This window comes from Bradyrhizobium sp. SZCCT0153, assembly GCF_018129995.1.
Taxonomy (GTDB): Bacteria; Pseudomonadota; Alphaproteobacteria; order Rhizobiales; family Xanthobacteraceae; genus Bradyrhizobium; species Bradyrhizobium japonicum_G.
In genome coordinates this window covers 1,357,825-1,377,394 of record NZ_JAFCKS010000001.1, presented here as the reverse complement: position 1 = coordinate 1,377,394, position 19,570 = coordinate 1,357,825, and the positions used below count along the sequence as shown (strand labels likewise).

Here is a 19,570-nt window from a genome sequence, read left to right as displayed (position 1 = left end):
GATCGGGATGAGATTCATCCCGATCCAGCAGTTCCTCTCGGGCATGATCTCGTCGGAAAACCGGCCCGCCACTTTTCCGGATCATGCCGTAAGCAACTTTTGCGGCCAAACCGGCGTTTGATTGCCTTGGACTCCCGGAACCGAGATGCTATCCCCAGCCGCGACCCCAGCGGCCGAAAGGCTCCTTCCGGCGCGGCGAATACCGCCACAAGCGCCTCATATCAGACGGATTTCAGACATGACGAAGGTCGATCATTCCCGTATGGCCAACGCGATCCGCGGCCTTGCGATGGACGCCGTCGAGAAGGCGAAATCGGGCCATCCGGGCCTGCCGATGGGCGCCGCCGACATCGCCACGGTGCTGTTCACGCAGTTCCTGAAATTCGATGCCGCCGCACCCAGCTGGCCGGATCGCGACCGCTTCGTGCTCTCGGCCGGGCACGGCTCGATGCTGCTGTATGCGCTGCTGTACCTGACCGGCAATTCCGAAATGACGCTGGACCAGATCAAGCAGTTCCGCCAGGTCGACTCGCTGACCCCGGGGCATCCCGAGAATTTCCGCACCAAGGGCATCGAGACCACCACCGGCCCGCTCGGGCAAGGCATCTCGACCGCGGTCGGCATGGCGCTCGCCGAGAAGATGCTCGCCGCCGAGTTCGGCAAGAAGATCGTCGACCACCACACCTATGTGCTCGCCTCCGACGGCGACCTGATGGAAGGCGTGTCGCAGGAAGCGATCGCGATGGCCGGGCACTGGAAGCTCAACAAGATGATCGTTCTCTACGACGACAACGGCATCTCGATCGACGGCCCGACCTCGATCTCCGATTCCGTCGACCAGGTGAAGCGCTTCAAGTCCGCCGGCTGGGCCGCGGAGAAAATCGACGGCCACGACCAGGCCGCGATCGCCGACGCCATCACCCGCGCCAAAAAATCCGGCAAGCCGACGCTGATCGCCTGCCGCACCACCATCGGCTTCGGCGCGCCGCACAAGGCCGGCACGTCGAAGGTGCACGGCGAGGCGCTCGGCGCCGACGAGCTCAAGGCCGCCAAGGAAAATCTCGGCATCTCGCTCGAGCCGTTCTCGGTGCCCGATGACGTGCTCAAGGCCTGGCGCGCAGCCGGCAGCCGCGGCGTGGCGGCTCGCCAGGAATGGGAAGGACGGCTCGGCGAGCTCGGCAGCCGCAAGCGCGCCGAGTTCGAGCGCCGCCTGCGCCACGAGCGTCCGGCCTCGCTGACCAAGGCGGTGCGCGCCTACAAGAAGGAGCTGCTGGAGAAGCCGATGATTGCGGCGACCCGCAAATCCTCGGAAGCCGTGATCGAAGTCATCGCCGGCGCCATGCCGATGGAATTCCTGGCGGGCTCGGCCGACCTCACCGGCTCCAACAACAACAAGGCGAAGTCGGCGACCGCCTTCTCGGCCAAGACGCCGAAGGGCCGCTTCATCCATTACGGCATCCGCGAGCACGGCATGTGCGCGGCGATGAACGGCATCTTCCTGCATGGCGGCTTCGCACCGAACGGCGCGACGTTCCTGGTGTTCACCGACTATGCGCGGCCCGCGATGCGGCTTGCCGCGTTGATGGGCACAGGCGTCGTCTACGTGATGACGCATGACTCCATCGGCCTCGGTGAAGACGGCCCGACCCATCAGCCGGTCGAGCATCTCGCCGCGCTTCGCGCCATCCCGAACATGCGCGTGTTCCGCCCCTGCGATTCCATCGAGGTCGCCGAGTGCTGGGAGCTCGCGCTGAACCGCATCGACGGCCCGACCGTGCTGGCACTGACGCGGCAGAACCTGCCGCAGCTTCGCACCAATGCGCCGAACGACACGCCTTGCGCCCAGGGCGCCTACGAGCTGGTGGCCGCCCAGGGCGAAGCCAAGGCGACGCTGTTCGCCTCCGGCTCCGAGGTCGAGATCGCGGTCGCCGCCCAGAAGCAGCTCGCCGAGCGCGGCATCGCGTCACGGGTGGTCTCGGTGCCCTCGCTCGAGCTGTTGTTAGCGCAACCAGAGGCCAAGCGCGCCGCAATCGTCGGCAACGCGCCGGTGAAGGTCGCGATCGAGGCAGCGGTGCGCTGGGGCTGGGATGCCGTGATCGGCCAGGACGGCGAATTCATCGGGATGCATTCCTTCGGCGAAAGCGGTCCGGCGAAGGAGCTTTACAAGCATTTCGGCATCACCGCCGAGGCTGCGGTCAACGCCGTGCTGAAGCGCGTTTCCTGAGAGTTGAGCTTGCCAAAAAAAAGGACTAGGTAACGTCTCATATGATCAAGCACCGTCCGGCCGAACCGGGCGTCCGCCCTAAAAAACCCTCGCAGGCGCGCTAAGCGCGTTGTGCGGCATGACGAACGTCATTGAACGGTCATAAGGAGACGAAACATGGCAGTCCGCGTTGGAATTAACGGTTTTGGCCGCATCGGCCGCAACATCCTGCGGGCTATCGCCGAGTCCGGCCGCAAGGACATCGAGGTCGTCGGCATCAACGACCTCGGCCCGGTCGAGACCAACGCCCACCTGCTCCGTTTCGACAGCGTCCATGGCCGCTTTCCCGGCACCGTCACCGTCGATGGCGACACGATCAGCGTCGGAGGCGGCAAGATCAAGGTGACCGCCGAGCGCGATCCCTCGAAGCTGCCCTGGAAGGATCTCGGCATCGACATCGCGATGGAATGCACCGGCATCTTCACCTCGAAGGACAAGGCCTCCGCGCACCTGACCGCCGGCGCCAAGCGCGTGCTGGTCTCCGCGCCCGCCGACGGCGCCGACGCCACCATCGTCTACGGCGTCAACCACGAGACGCTGACCAGGGATCATCTGGTCGTCTCCAACGGCTCCTGCACCACCAACTGCCTCGCGCCGGTGGCCAAGGTGCTGAACGACCTCGTCGGCATCGAGACCGGCTTCATGACCACCATCCACGCCTATACCGGCGACCAGCCGACGCTCGACACGATGCACAAGGATCTCTACCGCGGCCGTGCGGCTGCGATGTCGATGATCCCGACCTCGACCGGCGCCGCCAAGGCGATCGGCCTCGTTCTGCCCGAGCTGAAGGGCAAGCTCGACGGCGTCGCGATCCGCGTGCCGACCCCGAACGTCTCGGTCGTCGACCTCAAGATCATCGCCAAGCGCGCCACCGACGTGAAGGAAATCAACGCGGCGATGAAGCGCGCTTCCGAGCAGCAGCTCAAGGGCATCCTCGGCTACACCAATGCGCCGAACGTCTCGATCGACTTCAACCACGACCCGCACTCCTCGACCTTCCACGAGGACCAGACCAAGGTGCAGAACGGCACGCTGGTGCGCGTGATGTCCTGGTACGACAACGAGTGGGGTTTCTCGAACCGCATGGCCGATACCGCCGTCGCGCTGGCGAAGGTGATCTAACTCCGCTCTCGTGTCCCGGACGCGTCGCGGCGTGAAACGCTGCGACGCAGAGCCGGGATCCATTCGACCGCGGGACTCGCTGCAACGTGGGTCCCGGTTCTGCACAGCGGCGCTTTGCGCCGCTAGTAGCGCCCGGGACAAGGAAGCGTCCGATGACCAACAAATTCCGCACCCTCGACGACGTCGACGTGAAGGGCAAGCGCGTGCTGCTGCGCGTCGATCTCAACGTGCCCATGGACAACGGGCGCGTCACCGACGCGACCCGGCTCGAGCGCGTCGCGCCGACCATCACCGAAATCTCGGACAAGGGCGGCAAGGTCATCCTGCTCGCGCATTTCGGCCGGCCGAAGGGGCGCGATGCCAAGGACTCGCTCAAGCCCGTCGCCGAGGCGCTGGCGAAGGTCGTCAACAAGCCCGTCGCTTTCGCCGATGACTGCATCGGCGGGCCCGCGGCCACGGCCGTGGCGGCGCTGAAGGACGGCGACATCCTGTGCCTGGAAAACACCCGCTTCCACAAGGAAGAGGAAAAGAACGATCCGGCCTTCGTCGCGGAACTGGCCAAGCTCGGCGACATCTGGGTCAACGACGCGTTCTCGGCCGCGCACCGCGCCCACGCCACGACCGAAGGCCTCGGCCACAAGCTGCCGGCCTATGCCGGCCGCACCATGCAGGCCGAGCTCGTCGCACTGGAGAAGGCGCTGGGTTCGCCGAGCAAGCCGGTCATCGCGATCATCGGCGGCGCGAAAGTCTCGACCAAGATCGACCTGCTCGAAAACCTCGTGACCAAGGTCGACGCGCTCGTGATCGGCGGCGGCATGGCCAACACCTTCCTGCACGCCCAGGGCGTCGGCATCGGCAAGTCGCTGGCCGAGAAGGATCTCGCCGCCACCGCGCTCCGCATCATGGAGAAGGCGGAAGCCGCCAACTGCGCCATCATCCTGCCGGTCGACGCCACCGTCGCCTATCATTTCGCGGCCAATGCGCCGTCGCACGCCTATGGGCTCGATGCGATCCCGGCCGATGGCATGATCCTCGACGTCGGCCCGCAATCGATCGTGCGGGTCCATGCCGCGATCGACGATGCGGCGACGCTGGTCTGGAACGGACCGCTCGGCGCCTTCGAGATGCAGCCGTTCGACCGCGGCACGGTCGCGGCCGCAAAGCATGCCGCCGAGCGCACCAAGGCCAGGAAGCTGATCTCGATCGCGGGCGGCGGCGACACCGTCGCGGCCCTCAACCAGGCCCATGTGGCCGGTGACTTCACCTATGTCTCGACCGCCGGTGGCGCATTTCTTGAATGGATGGAAGGCAAGCCCCTGCCCGGCGTCGAGGTGTTGCGCGTCAAGTAAGCTGCGCATCAAGTAATCAGTCGGCCTTTCAAGTCAGCCTTGCAGGCCCAAACGGGAGAAAAAGACAGATGGCTCGGATCACGTTGCGTCAATTGCTCGACCATGCGGCGGAGAACGATTACGGCGTACCGGCCTTCAACATCAATAACATGGAGCAGGCGCTGGCGATCATGGACGCCGCCAACCAGGTCGACGCGCCCGTCATCATCCAGGCCTCGCGCGGTGCGCGCTCCTACGCCAACGACATCATGCTCAAGCACATGATGGATGCCGTGACCGAGATCTATCCGCACATTCCGGTCTGCGTGCATCTCGACCACGGCAACGAGGCCGCGACCTGCATGACCGCGATCCAGGCCGGCTTCACCTCGGTGATGATGGACGGCTCGCTCAAGGCCGACGGCAAGACCCCCGGCGACTGGAGCTACAATGTCGGCGTCACCAAGACGGTGACCGACATGGCCCATCTCGGCGGCATCTCGGTCGAAGGCGAGCTCGGCGTGCTCGGCTCGCTCGAGACCGGCATGGGCGACAAGGAAGACGGCCACGGCGCCGAAGGCAAGCTGAGCCACGACCAGCTCCTGACCAATCCGGACGAGGCCGTGAAGTTCGTCCAGGAGACCCAGGTCGACGCGCTCGCGATCGCGATGGGGACGTCTCACGGTGCTTACAAATTCACCCGCAAGCCGGACGGCGACATCCTCGCCATGAACGTGATCGAGGAGATCCACCGCAAGCTGCCGAACACGCACCTCGTCATGCACGGCTCCTCGTCGGTGCCGCAGGATCTTCAGGACATCATCAACGCCTATGGCGGCAAGATGAAGCCGACCTGGGGTGTGCCGGTGGCCGAGATCCAGCGCGGCATCAAGCACGGCGTGCGCAAGATCAACATCGACACCGACAACCGCATGGCGATGACCGGCCAGATCCGGAAGGTGCTCAAGGACAATCCGGAAGAGTTCGACCCGCGCAAATACCTGAAGCCCGCGATGGAGGCGATGACCAAGCTGTGCAAGCAGAGGCTCCAGGAATTCAACACGGCCGGCCAGGCCTCCAAGATCAAGAAGGTCCTGACCACCGCCGAGATGGCCAAGCGCTACGCCAAGGGCGAGCTCGCCCCGAAGGTGGCTTAAGCAAGGCGCACGCTCTATCCCTCCCTCGCCCCGTTCTTACGGGGAGAGGGTCGGGGTGAGGGGCTCTCTCCGCGAGTTGCGCCCTATCGATAGACCTGTACCCCCTCACCCGGATTTTACGCGGCGCGTAAAATCCGACCTCTCCCCGCAAGCGGGGCGAAGAGCCGCCCGACCGGCCTAACACTTACCCCACCCGACCTCCCCCCTTTACCCTGCGACGAACGTTAACTCGGCATTTGCCCGAGAACGGTCTATTTTCACGGGCAAGGGCAGAATCGTTTTGGGAGGACCTCTCGATGAATCTGACTGAGCTCAACAGGATCGCGACCGCCATGGTCGCGCCCGGCAAGGGCATCCTCGCCGCCGACGAATCCTCCGGCACCATCAAGAAGCGCTTTGACGCGATCGGCGTGGAATCGACTGAGGAGAACCGCCGCGACTATCGCGAGATGCTGTTCCGCTCGAAGGAAGCCATGAGCCGGTACATCTCCGGCGTGATCCTCTATGACGAGACGATCTGGCAGAACGCGAAGGACGGCACGCCCCTGGTCAAGCTGATCGAGCAGAACGGCGCCATTCCCGGCATCAAGGTCGACGAGGGCACGCAAGCCTTGCCGATGTGCCCGGGTGAAACAGTCACCGTCGGGCTCGACAAGCTCGCCGAGCGCCTGCAGAAATATTACGAGCGCGGCGCGCGCTTCGCCAAATGGCGCGCGGTGATCGATATCGCGAGCGGCTCTGACGGCCGGGGCATTCCCTCGATGACCGCGATCGGCGTCAACGCCCATGCGCTGGCGCGCTACGCGGCGCTGTGCCAGGCCGCCCAGATCGTGCCGATCGTCGAGCCGGAAGTGCTGATGGACGGCGACCACGACATCGATCGCTGCTATGAGGTGACGAGCCGCGTGCTCAACAAGACGTTTCAGGAATTGCGCGTGCAGCGCGTCGCGCTCGAAGGCATGGTGCTCAAGCCGAACATGGCGATCTCTGGCAAGAAATGCGCGAAGCAGGCTTCCGTCGCGGAGGTCGCGGAGAAGACGATGCGGCTGCTCAAGGCCTGCGTGCCCGCGGCGGTGCCCGGCATCGCCTTCCTCTCCGGCGGTCAGTCGGACGAAGAGGCAACGGCGCATCTCAACGCCATGCACAAGCTTGGCCCGCTGCCCTGGGGCCTGACCTTCTCCTACGGCCGGGCACTGCAGGCCGCGCCGCAGAAGGCCTGGTCCGGCAAGGCCGAGAATGTCGCAGCCGGACAGCACGCATTCAGTCATCGCGCCCGCATGAATGGCCTCGCCTCCAGGGGCGAATGGCAAAGCAGCCTGGAACAGAAGGCAGCCTAGATCTTGTCGAACAAATCGCCTCCGCCGCGCCCGGCGCCGCGCCTCTATCTCGCGACGCCCATCGTTGACGATCCCGCTTCGCTTCTGGCCGAGCTGCCCGGCCTGCTCGGCTCCGCCGACGTCGCGGCCGTGCTGCTGCGGCTGAAGGAGACCGACCAGCGTACCATGATCTCGCGCATCAAGGCGCTGGCGCCGGTCGTGCAGAAAGCGGGTGCAGCCCTGCTCGTCGACGGCCATGCCGAGCTCGTCGCACGCGGCGGCGCCGACGGCGCGCACCTGCCCGGCATCGCCGCGCTGAAAGAGGCTCTGCCATCGCTCAAGCCCGATCGCATCGCCGGCGTCGGCGGGCTGACGACGCGGCACCACTCCATGGATGCGGGCGAGATGGGTGCCGACTACGTGCTGTTCGGCGAACCCGACGGGAAAGGCCAGCGCCCGTCGTCCCAGGCGATTGCCGAGCGGCTGGACTGGTGGGCGGAGCTGTTCGAGCCGCCCTGCGTCGGCTTCGCCAATTCGATCGACGAAGCCCATGACTTCGCGGTCAGCGGCGCCGATTTCGTGCTGGTCGGCGAGTTCATCTGGGCCGATCCGCGCGGCCCCGGGACCGCGCTGGTCGAGGTGGACGCTGTGATCAAGAAGGCCCATGCGACCGCGCTTGCGGGCAAAAATCCTGCGGGCCAGGAGCACGGCTAGCGCCCAACATGAAGCTCCCGCGCATCACCATGCTGGCCACGCTGCTGCTGACGGCGCCCGCGGCCGCGCAGCTCCAGATCACGCCGCCCGCGGCAACGCCGAGTCCCTCGGCCGAAAAGGCCAAGGACAAGCCAAAGGCCACGCCTCATACGATCACCAAGAAGAAGGAAGCGGCGCCGGCACCAAAACCTTCGGCCTCCCCCCAGCCGTCCCCGGCCCCGACCGTGATCCCGGCGCCTCCGACCGACAATTCCAACGTCGATCTGGTGTTCGGCGCCTACCAGCGCGGCCAGTACAAGACCGCGTTCGAGCTCGCCACTGCCCGCGCTCAAGCAGGCGATCCCAAGGCGATGACCATGCTGGGCGAGCTCTATTCCAACGCCATGGGCATCCGCCGCAACTACGCCAAGGCGCTCGAATGGTACAAACGTGCGTCCGACGCCGGCGACCGCGAGGCGATGTTCGCGCTCGCCATGATGCGCATCGCCGGCCGTGGCGGCCCGGTCGACAAGGGCGAGGCGGTGAAGCTGATGGCCTCCGCCGCCAAGCTCGGCGAGCCCAAGGCGGCCTATAACCTCGCTTTGCTCTACCTCGACGGCCAGACCCTGCCGCAGGACGTCAAGCGGTCCGCCGAACTGCTGCGCCAGGCCGCCGATGCGGGCCTGCCCGAGGCCCAATATGCGCTCGCGACCTTCTACAAGGAAGGCACCGGCGTGCCGAAGGACCCGGAACGGTCGGTGCGGCTGCTCCAGGCCGCCTCGCTGGCCGACAATGTCGATGCCGAGGTCGAATATGCCATCGCCATGTTCAACGGCACCGGCACGCCGAAGAACGAGCCGGCAGCCGTAGCACTGCTCCGCAAGGCGTCCCGCCAGGGCAGCGCGATCGCGCAGAACCGGCTGGCCTGGGTGCTGATCAATGGCATGGGCACGCCCGTGGACAAGGTCGAGGGCTTTAAATGGCATCTGGTGGCCAAGACCGGCGGCAAGGGCGATCCGGAGCTCGACAAGCAATTGTCCGATCTGCCGGCCGAGGACCGGGCCAAGGCGGAGGCTGCCGCCAGGAAATGGCTCGGGACCAAATGACTTGACGTTGGGCCCCTCGCAGGGCACCCCATCCCTCAAACAGGCGCGATTTCGCGCCATTTCCCCCGATCAAGACCAGAGCACATGCTGTATTCCGCCACTATCAACGTCATGGTCAAGGCCGCGCGCCGCGCCGGCCGCAGCCTCAAGCGCGATCTCGGCGAGATCGAGCATCTCCAGGTCTCGCTGAAGGGGCCGGCGAATTTCGTCTCGCTCGCCGACAAGCGCGCCGAGGAGATCCTCTACCAGGACCTCGCCAAGGCCCGGCCCGGCTACGGCTTCATCGGCGAGGAAGGGGGAATGCGCGAGGGCAGCGACAAGAGCCACACCTGGATCGTCGATCCGCTCGACGGCACCACCAACTTCCTGCACGGCATCCCGCAATTCGCGATCTCGATCGGTCTTTCGCGCGAAGGCACGATCATCGCGGGCGTGATCTACAACCCCGCCAATGACGAGCTCTACATCGCCGAACGCGGCAAGGGCGCCTTCCTCAACGACCAGCGCCTGCGCGTCGCCGGCCGCCGCCAGCTCAACGAATGCGTGGTGGCCTGCGGCCTGCCTCATATTGGCCGCGGCGACCACGAGGAATTCCGCCGCGAGATGACCGCGATCCAGGACCGCGTCGCCGGCCTGCGCCGTTTCGGCGCCGCCTCCCTCGACCTCGCCTTCGTCGCCGCCGGCCGCCTCGACGGCTACTGGGAACGCAATCTGCAATCCTGGGACGTCGCCGCCGGCCTGATCATGGTCCGCGAAGCGGGTGGCACGGTGACGGATATCGACACGCCAGGTGATCCGGTCGTGACCGGGCATGTGGTGTGCGGGAATGAGTTCGTGCACGGGGAGCTTGTGAAGATTTTGCGGAAGTAGGCTCGGTCGCGCGACGGCTCGATGCGCAACGGCTAAGAGTCGCCATCCTCCGGCTCCTCCTCGCGATATTCGCCGCCGAGAGTCAGGCCCTCGATATTCGTGGCGCCGTTTGACTTGATCACGCGGCGGAGCGGGACCGCGCTCTCGCTTCGCAAGGCTTCCATCAACTGTTCCGAATGGGTGACGATCCAGATGTCGGCACGGCTTGATGCCTTGGCGATCAGACGGGCCAAAGGCGACAGCAGCGACGGATGCAGGCTGGTCTCGGGTTCGTTCAGGGCGATGAACGGCGGCAGCCGGTAGCCCATGAACACCGCGAGCAGGCAGATGTATTTCAGCGTCCCGTCGGAGAGTTCGTGGGCCCTGAACGGCCGCGGCATGTCCGCCAGTTGAAGAGCGAATTCGCACCGGCCGCCCTCTTCCCATGCGCGGAGCTCGGCGCCCGGGAAGGCATCCTGGATTGCGTCCTGCAAATCGGTGGCGTCTCCGCGAATGGTGTAAAGCGTCGCCAGGGCCGCAGCCAGGTCGCTTCCATCAGCGCTAAGCGAGGGCGTCGTGATCGCCAGGCAGGGCTTTCGGATCAGCGATGCCGGATCGGTGCGGAAATCGTGATAGAAGCGCCAGCCCAGCATCGCGTTTCTGATCAGATCGATCTCGGGGCATTCCTTGCCGTTGTAAAAGCCCGCCAGCGCCTGCTCGGACGGCAGCACCGCATCCTTGTGGTTGACCCATGCGCCGCTGTCGTCGCGGATGCTGACGAGCGAATTCCTCCGCTCCATCAAGCGAACCGTTCGCTTGCCCTGCGTCGCCTCGATGCTTTCTTCCTTGATCATCGGCTCCCCGGCAAACGCCGCCGATGCCGGACTGGGAAATCCGATCTCGATGGAATATCTCAGCCGATCGAATCTCGCCGATAATTGCAGTCGCCCATCCTCGCCGCGTTTGCGGATGCCCGACCAGCAGACCGAATTCAAGCCGCCCTCGTCGGCGATCGTCCGCGTGATCTGCCCGATTGCCGCGTCGCGCAACAGCGACAGGGACTTGTAGAGATTGGATTTGCCGACACCATTCTCACCGACAAACACGGACAGGGGATGGATGGGAATGGAGAGCCGCCGGATGGAGCGATAATTGGTGATCGCAATGTCGGTCAGACGCATCACATGCTCTCAATTGGCGGGCTGTCTGTGCATTTGCCGCGCGGTGCGGCGACACGCCCCTTCAATCCAGAGATGCAGTCTGGATTGACGACCCCGAGAAAGCAAGCCGAGCCCGAAAACCATTGATCGGCATACAGGGTGGGGCGATGGATTCCGGGCTCGTGCCCAAGAGGCGCGCCAGGAATGACGACGGAGGTTAACCCGGCCGCGCTGGCGCCGGCGGCCCATACGCTTCGCCTTCCTTAGCCGCCTTCGGCTCCCGATCCCCCGCCAGCACGCGCTGCACCGAGACGAAGAACACCGGCACCATCAGCAACGCCAAAATCACCACGGCGATCATGCCTCCCATCACGATGGAGCCGAGCGCCTGCTGGCTGGCGCCGCCGGCGCCATGCGCAATCGCCATCGGCAGCACGCCGCAGATGAAGGCAAGGCCGGTCATCAGGATCGGGCGGAAGCGCAGGCGGCAGGCCTCGATGGTGGCGTCGACCAGCGGCTTGCCCTCCTTGCGCAGGTCCTTGGCGAACTCGATGATCAGGATCGCGTCCTTGGCGGCAAGGCCGATGATGGTGATCAGGCCGACGGTGAAATAGACGTCGTTGGGCAAGCCCCGCAGCATCGCCGCGATCACGGCGCCGACGATGCCGAGCGGCACCGTGAGCAGCACCGCGAGCGGAATGGTCCAGCTCTCGTAGAGAGCGGCCAGACACAGGAACACCACGAAAATCGAGAGGGCCAGCAGGAACGGCGCCTGCGAGCCCGACAGCTTCTCCTGCAGCGACTGGCCGGTCCATTCATAGCCGAAGCCCCGCGGCAGCTTGCCGGCGAGCCGCTCCATCTCGGCGATGGCATCGCCCGATGTGAAGCCGGGCTTGGCTTCGCCGGAGATGCGCACCGCCGGATAATAGTTGAAGCCGGCGATCTGCGTCGGGCCGCGCGCCCATTCGACAGTGGCAAAGGACGAGAACGGCACGAGCTGCCCGCGGCTGTTCTTGACGTTGTAGTTGAGGATGTCCTCGGTCCGCATGCGGTCGCGCGCATCGGCCTGCACCACGACGCGCTGCATGCGGCCGCGGTTCGGGAAGTCGTTGATGTAGTTCGAGCCGAGATTGGTCGAGATCGTGTTGTTGATGTCCTCGAAGGTGACGCCGAAGGCGCCGGCCTTCTCGCGGTCGATCACGAGATTGACCACGCCGGCCTCGGGCAGGCCTTCGACATAGACCTTCTGCAGCACCGGGCTCGCATTGGCCTCCGCGATCAACTGGTCCGCGGCGCGCATCAGGGCCGGATAGCCCTTCTGACCGCGATCCTGGAGACGGAACGAGAAGCCAGAGGAGTTGCCGAGATTGTCGATCGGCGGCGGCTGCAGTGCGGAGATTTTTGCATCGCGGATCGACGAGGACAGATCGCGGTTGATGTCGGCGACGATCGCGGCGGCAGATTCCTTCGGGCCCCGCTCCGACCAGTCCTTCAGCGTGATGAAGGCCTGCGCCGTGTTCATGCCCTGGCCGGAGAAGCTGAAGCCGGTCAGGAAGGTGACGTTGTCGACGCCGGGCCGCTGCGCCAGATATTTCTCCACCTTCTCGATCACGGCCTCGGTGCGGCCGTAGGACGAATCCGACGGCGTCTGCACGTCGGTGGTGACGAAGCCCTGGTCGTCGACGGGCAGGAAGCCGCCGGGCAGATTGACGAAGGCCCAGGACAGGCCGGCGAGCAGCGCGACATAGACCAGCATCAAGCGGCCGGTGCGCTTCAGCGAGAAGCCGACGGTGCGGGAATAGCCTTCCTTGCCGCCTTCGAGCATGCGGTTGAACCAACCGAACACGCCCCTCTTGGCATGGCCATGACCGGCTTCGACGGGCTTGAGCAGCGTGGCGCACAGCGCCGGGGTCAGCGACAGCGCCAGGAAGGCGGAGAAGCCGATCGCGGCGACCATGGTCACCGAGAACTGCCGATAGATGATGCCGACCGATCCGGGGAAGAACGCCATCGGCACGAACACCGCCATCAGCACCAGCGTGATGCCGATGATGGCGCCTGTGATCTGCGACATCGCTTTCCGCGTCGCCTCCTTCGGCGGCAAGCCTTCCTCGGCCATGATGCGCTCGACGTTCTCGACCACGACGATGGCGTCGTCGACGAGGATACCCACCGCGAGCACCATGCCGAACATCGAGAGCATGTTGATGGAGTAGCCGGCGAGCAGCAGAGTGGTACAGGCGCCCAGGAGCGCCACCGGCACCACGATGGTCGGGATGATGGTGTAGCGAATGTTCTGCAGGAACAGGAACATCACCACGAACACCAGCACGATGGCTTCGACCAGCGTCGACAGCACCTTCTTGATCGAGGCCTCGACCACCGGCGTGATGTTGTAGGGGATCTCGTAGGAGATGTTGGCCGGGAAGAAGCGCGACAGCTCCTTCATCTTCTGCTCGACCGCGCTTGCGGTCGCCAGCGCATTGCCGGTCGGCGACATCAGCACGGAGAGGCCCGCGGTCGGCTTGCCGTCGAGGCGGGTGTTGAACTGGTAGCTGAGGCCACCGACCTCGATGCGCGCGACGTCGCGCAGGCGCACGGTCGAGCCATCTGCATTGGCGCGCAGGATGATGGAGCCGAATTCGTCCGGGGACGAGAGCTGGCCCTTGACCAGCACCAGCGCGGAGGTGCGCTGTCTCGACGTCGACGGTTCGGCGCCGATGCTGCCCGAGGCGACCTGCGCGTTCTGTGCGGCGATGGCCTTGTTGACGTCGTCGGCGGTCAGCCCATAGCCGACGAGCTTGGCCGGATCGACCCAGACGCGCAAGCTGCGCTCGGTCGAATAGAGCGTGGCGCGGCCGACGCCCGGGATGCGGCGGATTTCGCCGAGCACGTTGCGGATCATGAAGTCGCCGAGGCCGACCTCGTCGAGGCTGCCGTCGGTCGAGTTCAGCGTGATGATCTGGAGCACCGCGCTGGAGGCTTCCTCGATCAGGATGCCCTGCTGGATCACCGCGCGCGGCAGCCGCGCCTCGACGCGCTTGATGCGGTTCTGCACCTCGACCGAGGCTGCGCTGGTATCGGTGCCCGGCTGGAAATTGGCAATGATCTCGACCTGGCCCAGCGAGTCGCTGGTCGATTCGAAATTGAGGATGCCGGAGGCGCCGTTGAGCTCCTCCTCGATCAGCCGGGTGACGCTGTTGTAGAGGTTTTCAGGCGAGGCGCCGGGATAGCTGGTCGAGATCGAGATCGAGGGCGGCGCGATGATCGGATACTGCGCGATCGGCAGCAGCGGAATCGCGATTGCGCCGACCAGACAGATGAACAGCGCGACCACCCAGGCGAAGATCGGCCTGTCGATGAAGAAGCTCGCCATGACGTATTACCGCGTGAGCTTCTGGGCGTGCCGGTTGTCCGCGGTCGCATCCGCCTCCGACCAGGATTGCGGCTTGACCTTGTCGCCGGCGGCAAATTTCTGGAAACCTTCTACCACGACCTTGTCGCCGGCCTTCAGACCCTCGGTGACGAACCAAACGCCGTCCTGCACCGAGCCGGTGCGCACCGGCTGCACCGCGATGTGGCTGTCGTCCTTGACGACGAACACCTCGCTGCCGCCGCCGCCATTGCGCTGGATCGCCTGCTGCGGCACCGCGATGGCGTCCGAATCAAGACCCTGGTCGATGCGGACGCGGACATACATGCCCGGCAGCAGCTCGCGCTTGGGATTGGGGAATTCGCCGCGCAGCGTCACCTGGCCGGTGTGGGCGTCGACCTTGGCCTCGGAGAACAACAGCTTGCCGTCGAGCGAGTAAATGGTGTTGTCGTCGAGCACGAGGCGCACCTTGGCAGCATCGGCGGCGATGCGTTCGAGGTCGCCGCTCTCGAAGGCGCGGCGGAGCTGGTTGAGCTCGTTCACCGACTGGGTGAAGTCGGCATAGATCGGATCGAGCTGCTGGATGGTGGCAAGATTGGTCTCGTTCTGGACCGCGAGCGCGCCCTCGCTGACCAGAGCCGCACCGACGACACCGTCGATCGGCGCACGCACGGTGGCGTAGTCGAGATTGAGCTTGGCGCGCGCGAGGTCCGCCTTGCGTCCCTCGACCTCGGCATGAGCCTGGCGCTCCGCCGCGACCGCCTTCTCGTTCTCGGCCTCGGGCGCGGCGCGCTGGCTGGTGAGCGTCGCGATACGGTGCGCCTGCTGCTTGGCCTGCATCAATGCGGCCTCGGCCTTGGCGAGCGCGGCCTCGTTGGCCATCACCTCGACCTCGAACGGACGCGGATCGATGCGATACAGTGGATCGCCGGCCTTCACCTCGCTGCCCTGGCGGAACAGACGCTCGACCACGATGCCGGAGATACGCGGCCGCACATCGGAGACCCGTGTCGGTGCGATGCGGCCCGGCAGCTCGCGCACCACGGCGCGCGGCTGCGGCTTGACGATGACAATGCTGACGTCGGGATGAGCCGGCTGATAGGCCGAGATGGCCGAGCTCGATTCATCGCAGCCCGCGAGCAGCGGCGAAAGGGCCGCGAGCATCATTGCAACGCATGCCGATCGCGCGCGAAGTCCTGACATGAAATGGGGTGCCCCGATGTTGTTGAAACTGAACTCACTCCGCGAGGCCCGTTCTGGGCAATCGCACGCGGCTGATGCCGTCAAAATAGAAGGGACTTGCTGCAACGCAACGGATGTTGCGGGCGGCTCAATGTCACACGGCCTATCGTGTTGAAGTCAGAGCATTTTTTATGTCTCACCCGATTGTGAGTCCGATTCCATCGGCGCGTGCTGCGACAGAAGATCGCAATTACCCGGCGGCTTTCATCCGGTACTGGCTGACGCCCCACTCGGTTCCATCGGCGTAGCCGAACAGGCCCGCGGTCGCGAGGAAGAGCCAGCGCCAGCGCCGCATCCACAGGCCGGTCTCCTCGCCGTGGACGTTCCGCAAGGCCGCCTCGATGGTATCGCGATGCGCGTCGAAATTGGCAAGCCAGTGGTTGGCGGTGCGCTGATAATGCGTACCGCTCCAGCACCATTCCTTCTCGACCGTGAAGATGTCCTCGAATTGCCTGACGAGATGATGGCTCGGCATCAACCCGCTCGTGAAGACATGCTGCGCGATCCAGTCGTCGCGATTGGCGCGGTCGAACAGATGGGAGCCGGAGCGATGGGCGACGATGTGCATCAAGAAGCGCCCCTCGGGCGCGAGCCATGACCGCACGCGCGTCATCAGCTTGCGCCAGTTCAACATGTGCTCGAACGTCTCGACCGAGACGATGCGGTCGAACTGGCCCTCGGGCGCGAACACGTTCATGTCCGCGGTGACCACGCGCAGGTTGATGAGACCGCGCAGCCGTGCCTCCTCCTCGACATAGGCGCGCTGCGCCTGCGAGTTCGTTACCGCCGTCACCTTCGCGTGCGGAAACCGGCGCGCGGTCCAGAGCGACAGCGAGCCCCAGCCGCAGCCGAGCTCGAGGATGGTCTGACCGTCGGCGAGTGCGGCATGCTCGACGGTCTGGCGCAACGCCTCCTCCTCCGCCTCCCGCAAGGTGGTCGCGTTGGTCTTGTAGAAGCAGGAGGAGTATTTGCGGTTGGGACCGAGCACCTTTGCAAAGAACGCGGCGGGGACATCGTCAGGCCCGGCATCCGCGTCCTCGGCGATCGGCCGCAGCATCAGCCGCCCGGCAAAGGCGGCATCGTCGGCCGCGCCCAGCGCGGACAGGCGCGTGGCCGTGCGCGAGCACAGGCGCTGGATCGCGGCGCGGATCACCACATCCGGCAGCGGCACGCGTTCGGCAGTCCCCATGATCGCGGAAACGACGCTCATGCAACCAACCTGTCTCTGGGCGGCAGGGGTCCAAAAATCCGAGCCTAGCCGGTGGAATGACGAAGTTCTGCAGAATACGCAGGTATCAAAGCGCGGTTTCAGCATTGGGTTCCGCGCCTCCCCCTGAAATCCGCACATCCGGCGCTTTTTTTGGCCCGGCGCTGTGCCATAGTGCGCCCGCAAGCAAGTTCGTAACGGATGATACCGCCCATGCCGTCAGGCGCCTCGCCCCGCTCCCCCATGGACATCGAATACACCAAGCTCTCCTCACCCAGCGTTTTCCTGGTGCGGATGCTGGTCTTCCTGGTGCTGTGCACCCTGGTGGGCGTGGTGCTCTACAAGCAGATCATCCAGGCCTTCTTCGCCAATCCCGGGCTCAATGCCCTGATCGGCGGCGTCCTGTTCATCGGCATCATCCTGGCCTTCCGCCAGGTGATCCGGCTCTATCCCGAGGTCTCCTGGGTCAACAATTTCCGCATCGCCGATCCCGGCCTCGCCCCCGCCCGCCACCCCAAGCTGCTGGCCCCGATGGCGATGATTCTCGGCGGCGAGCGCACCGGGCGGATGACCATCACCCAGACCACCATGCGGCACCTGCTCGATTCGATCGCGACCCGCCTGGACGAAGCCCGCGACATCTCCCGCTACATGACCGGCCTGTTGGTCTTCCTCGGTCTGCTCGGCACCTTCTGGGGCCTGATCGAGACGGTCGGCTCGGTCGGCAAGGTGATCGACGGGCTCAAGGTCGGGGGCGATTCCGGCGCCCTGTTCGACACGCTGAAGGAGGGCCTCGCCGCCCCGCTCGGCGGCATGGGCATCTCGTTCTCGAGCTCGCTGTTCGGTCTCGCCGGCTCGCTGATCCTCGGCTTCCTCGACCTGCAATCGAGCCAGGCGCAGAACCGCTTCTACACCGACCTGGAAGACTGGCTCGCCACCACCGTGCGCGAATATGGCAGCGGCGACGTGGCCGTCGCCGCCGGTGGCGGCGGAGGAGTTGCGAGCGGCGAGCTTCAGGCCGCCGTCGAACGGCTTCGCTCCGTGCTCGAGGAAGGCAGTGCCAGCCGCGGCACCACGGCGGCGATGGCGAGCCTCGCCGAAGCGATCCAGGCGCTGGTCTCGCACATGCGCACCGAGCAGCAGATGATCCGCGAATGGGCCGACGGCCAGGGCGAGCAGAACCGCGAGATCCGGCGCCTCCTGGAGCGGATCGCGCGCCAGCCCGAGAAGGGTTAGCGACATGGCTCTGGCGCGCGGCCGCCGCGGCGATACCTCCTTCAATTACTGGCCCGGCTTCGTCGACGCGCTGTCGACGCTGGTGCTGTCGATCGTGTTCCTGCTGTCGGTCTTCCTGGTCGTGCAGTTCTTCCTGTCGCAGGAGGTCACCGGCAAGGACAAGGCGCTGGAGCAGCTCAACGCCAAGATCGCGCAGCTCAACGAGCTGCTGTCGCTGGAGAAGCTCGGCAAGCTCACGCTCGACGACCAGGTCTCGCAATTGAAGGCGGGACTGGCTTCGGCCGAGAGCGAGCGCGACCGCATCAAGGGCCTCTATGACGGGCTCGCCGCCGCCGGCAACGACGCGCAGGGCAAGACCAGCGAGCTCGGCAAGGCGCTGGATTCGGAGAAGGCGGTTTCGGCCCGGGCGCTGGCGCAGATCGAGGTGCTGAATCAGCAGATCAGCGCGCTACGGCGGCAATTGGCGGCGCTGGAAGAGGCGCTCGATGCATCCGAGAAGCGCGACAAGGAATCGCAGAACCGCATTGCCGATCTCGGCTCCCGCCTGAACGTGGCGCTGGCGCAGCGCGTGCAGGAATTGTCGCGCTACCGCTCGGAATTCTTCGGCCGCCTGCGCACCATCCTCGGCAACCGCCCCGACATCCGCATCGTCGGCGACCGCTTCGTGTTCCAGTCCGAGGTGTTCTTCGACACCGGACAGGCGGTGCTGCTGCCCGAAGGCCGCGCCGAGCTCGACACCTTGGCGACCGCGCTGATCGAGCTCGACAAGAAGATCCCGAACGAGATCCCCTGGGTGCTGCGCGTCGACGGCCACACCGACGTGCGCCCGGTCAACGGCCCCAACTTCAAGTCCAACTGGGACCTGTCGGCCGCCCGTTCGATCTCGGTGGTGCAGTACCTGATCTCGCTCGGCGTGCCGGCCCAGCGCCTCGTCGCGGCCGGCTTCGGCGAATTCCAGCCGCTCGACACCGCCAACACCGAGGAAGCCTACAAGCGCAATCGCCGCATCGAGCTGAAGCTGACGGAGCGGTAGTGAGTGCGCTTCACCTCCGCCCTTACCGTCCCGAGGACGAGGCCGCCTCGATCGATCTCTGGCATCGCACCTGGCAGCAGGCCTATCCGCAGATCGACTTCGCCGCGCGGCTGGACTGGTGGCGCGAGCGCTGGCGCAAGGATCTGGTGCCGAAGGCCTCGATCGTGGTCGCGGAAGCGGACGGCACGCTGACCGGCTTCGTCACCATCGACGGCGACGGCTATCTCGACCAGCTCGTGGTCGATCCGGACCACTGGGGCTCGGACGCGGCAAGGCTGCTGGTGGATGAGGCAAAACGCCTGTCGCCGTCGGGCATCACGCTGCTCGTCAACAAGGACAACAGCCGCGCGATCCGCTTCTACGAGCGCAACGACTTTGCGCAGGCCGGCGACGATGTGAACCCGACCTCGGGCCGGCCGGTGCTGAAGATGATCTGGCGGGCGTGATTCCCGTCACGCCGGGATCCCAACACGCCCGCTATT

The 19,570-nt window shown here is 65.6% G+C and carries 15 protein-coding genes; 11 read left to right on the top strand and 4 right to left on the bottom strand.

Features of this window, described 5'->3' with window-relative positions:
* Positions 1-238: 238 nt before the first annotated feature.
* From tkt to JQ572_RS06610, 8 genes are all read left to right on the top strand, one after another.
* Complete coding sequence (tkt, locus tag JQ572_RS06645; RefSeq protein WP_211382141.1) at positions 239-2,224, top strand: transketolase; 1,986 nt, start codon at positions 239-241, stop codon at positions 2,222-2,224.
* Positions 2,225-2,380: 156 nt separating this feature from the next.
* Positions 2,381-3,388, top strand: coding sequence for a type I glyceraldehyde-3-phosphate dehydrogenase (gene gap / locus JQ572_RS06640; RefSeq protein WP_211382140.1), 1,008 nt, complete (start codon positions 2,381-2,383; stop codon positions 3,386-3,388).
* A 152-nt stretch (positions 3,389-3,540) separates the two neighbouring features.
* A complete protein-coding gene (locus tag JQ572_RS06635; protein WP_211382139.1) occupies positions 3,541-4,737 on the top strand; it encodes a phosphoglycerate kinase in 1,197 nt (398 codons plus the stop codon).
* Between the two features lie 68 nt (positions 4,738-4,805).
* Positions 4,806-5,873: a class II fructose-bisphosphate aldolase gene (gene fba, locus JQ572_RS06630; protein WP_211382138.1), complete on the top strand. Its 1,068-nt coding sequence runs from the start codon at positions 4,806-4,808 to the stop codon at positions 5,871-5,873.
* A gap of 296 nt (positions 5,874-6,169) precedes the next feature.
* A complete protein-coding gene (locus tag JQ572_RS06625) occupies positions 6,170-7,210 on the top strand; it encodes a class I fructose-bisphosphate aldolase (protein WP_211382137.1) in 1,041 nt (346 codons plus the stop codon).
* 3 nt (positions 7,211-7,213) lie between these two features.
* Positions 7,214-7,903: a thiamine phosphate synthase gene (locus JQ572_RS06620; protein WP_211382136.1), complete on the top strand. Its 690-nt coding sequence runs from the start codon at positions 7,214-7,216 to the stop codon at positions 7,901-7,903.
* A gap of 8 nt (positions 7,904-7,911) precedes the next feature.
* A complete protein-coding gene (locus JQ572_RS06615; protein ID WP_211382135.1) occupies positions 7,912-8,988 on the top strand; it encodes a tetratricopeptide repeat protein in 1,077 nt (358 codons plus the stop codon).
* A gap of 84 nt (positions 8,989-9,072) precedes the next feature.
* Positions 9,073-9,858 carry an inositol monophosphatase family protein gene (locus JQ572_RS06610; protein ID WP_211382134.1) on the top strand — a complete coding sequence of 262 codons (786 nt, stop codon included), beginning with the start codon at positions 9,073-9,075 and terminating at the stop codon, positions 9,856-9,858.
* 32 nt (positions 9,859-9,890) lie between these two features.
* Here the strand turns inward: JQ572_RS06610 and JQ572_RS06605 are convergent, their stop codons facing one another.
* The 4 genes from JQ572_RS06605 to JQ572_RS06590 form a co-directional block, all read right to left on the bottom strand.
* On the bottom strand, positions 9,891-11,018 hold the full coding sequence (locus JQ572_RS06605) for an AAA family ATPase (protein WP_211382133.1): 1,128 nt from the start codon (positions 11,016-11,018) through the stop codon (positions 9,891-9,893).
* A 196-nt stretch (positions 11,019-11,214) separates the two neighbouring features.
* Complete coding sequence (locus tag JQ572_RS06600; protein ID WP_211382132.1) at positions 11,215-14,373, bottom strand: efflux RND transporter permease subunit; 3,159 nt, start codon at positions 14,371-14,373, stop codon at positions 11,215-11,217.
* Between the two features lie 6 nt (positions 14,374-14,379).
* Positions 14,380-15,573, bottom strand: a complete 1,194-nt coding sequence (locus tag JQ572_RS06595) for an efflux RND transporter periplasmic adaptor subunit (protein ID WP_211382131.1) — start codon at positions 15,571-15,573, stop codon at positions 14,380-14,382.
* A 229-nt stretch (positions 15,574-15,802) separates the two neighbouring features.
* Positions 15,803-16,822 (bottom strand): SAM-dependent methyltransferase, encoded by a 1,020-nt coding sequence (locus JQ572_RS06590; protein WP_211382130.1) that lies wholly within the window; start codon positions 16,820-16,822, stop codon positions 15,803-15,805.
* A 210-nt stretch (positions 16,823-17,032) separates the two neighbouring features.
* Between JQ572_RS06590 and JQ572_RS06585 the strand changes: the two genes are divergently transcribed.
* From JQ572_RS06585 to JQ572_RS06575, 3 genes are read left to right on the top strand one after another with little or no spacing between them, the layout of a single operon-like run.
* Positions 17,033-18,055, top strand: coding sequence for a flagellar motor protein MotA (locus JQ572_RS06585; RefSeq protein WP_211382129.1), 1,023 nt, complete (start codon positions 17,033-17,035; stop codon positions 18,053-18,055).
* Between the two features lie 4 nt (positions 18,056-18,059).
* Positions 18,060-19,088 (top strand): peptidoglycan -binding protein, encoded by a 1,029-nt coding sequence (locus JQ572_RS06580; protein ID WP_211382128.1) that lies wholly within the window; start codon positions 18,060-18,062, stop codon positions 19,086-19,088.
* Entirely contained in the window at positions 19,088-19,534 is a 447-nt protein-coding gene (locus JQ572_RS06575; RefSeq protein WP_211382127.1) for a GNAT family N-acetyltransferase, read from the top strand. Before JQ572_RS06580 ends, JQ572_RS06575 begins: the two co-directional genes overlap by 1 nt.
* Positions 19,535-19,570: the final 36 nt, after the last annotated feature.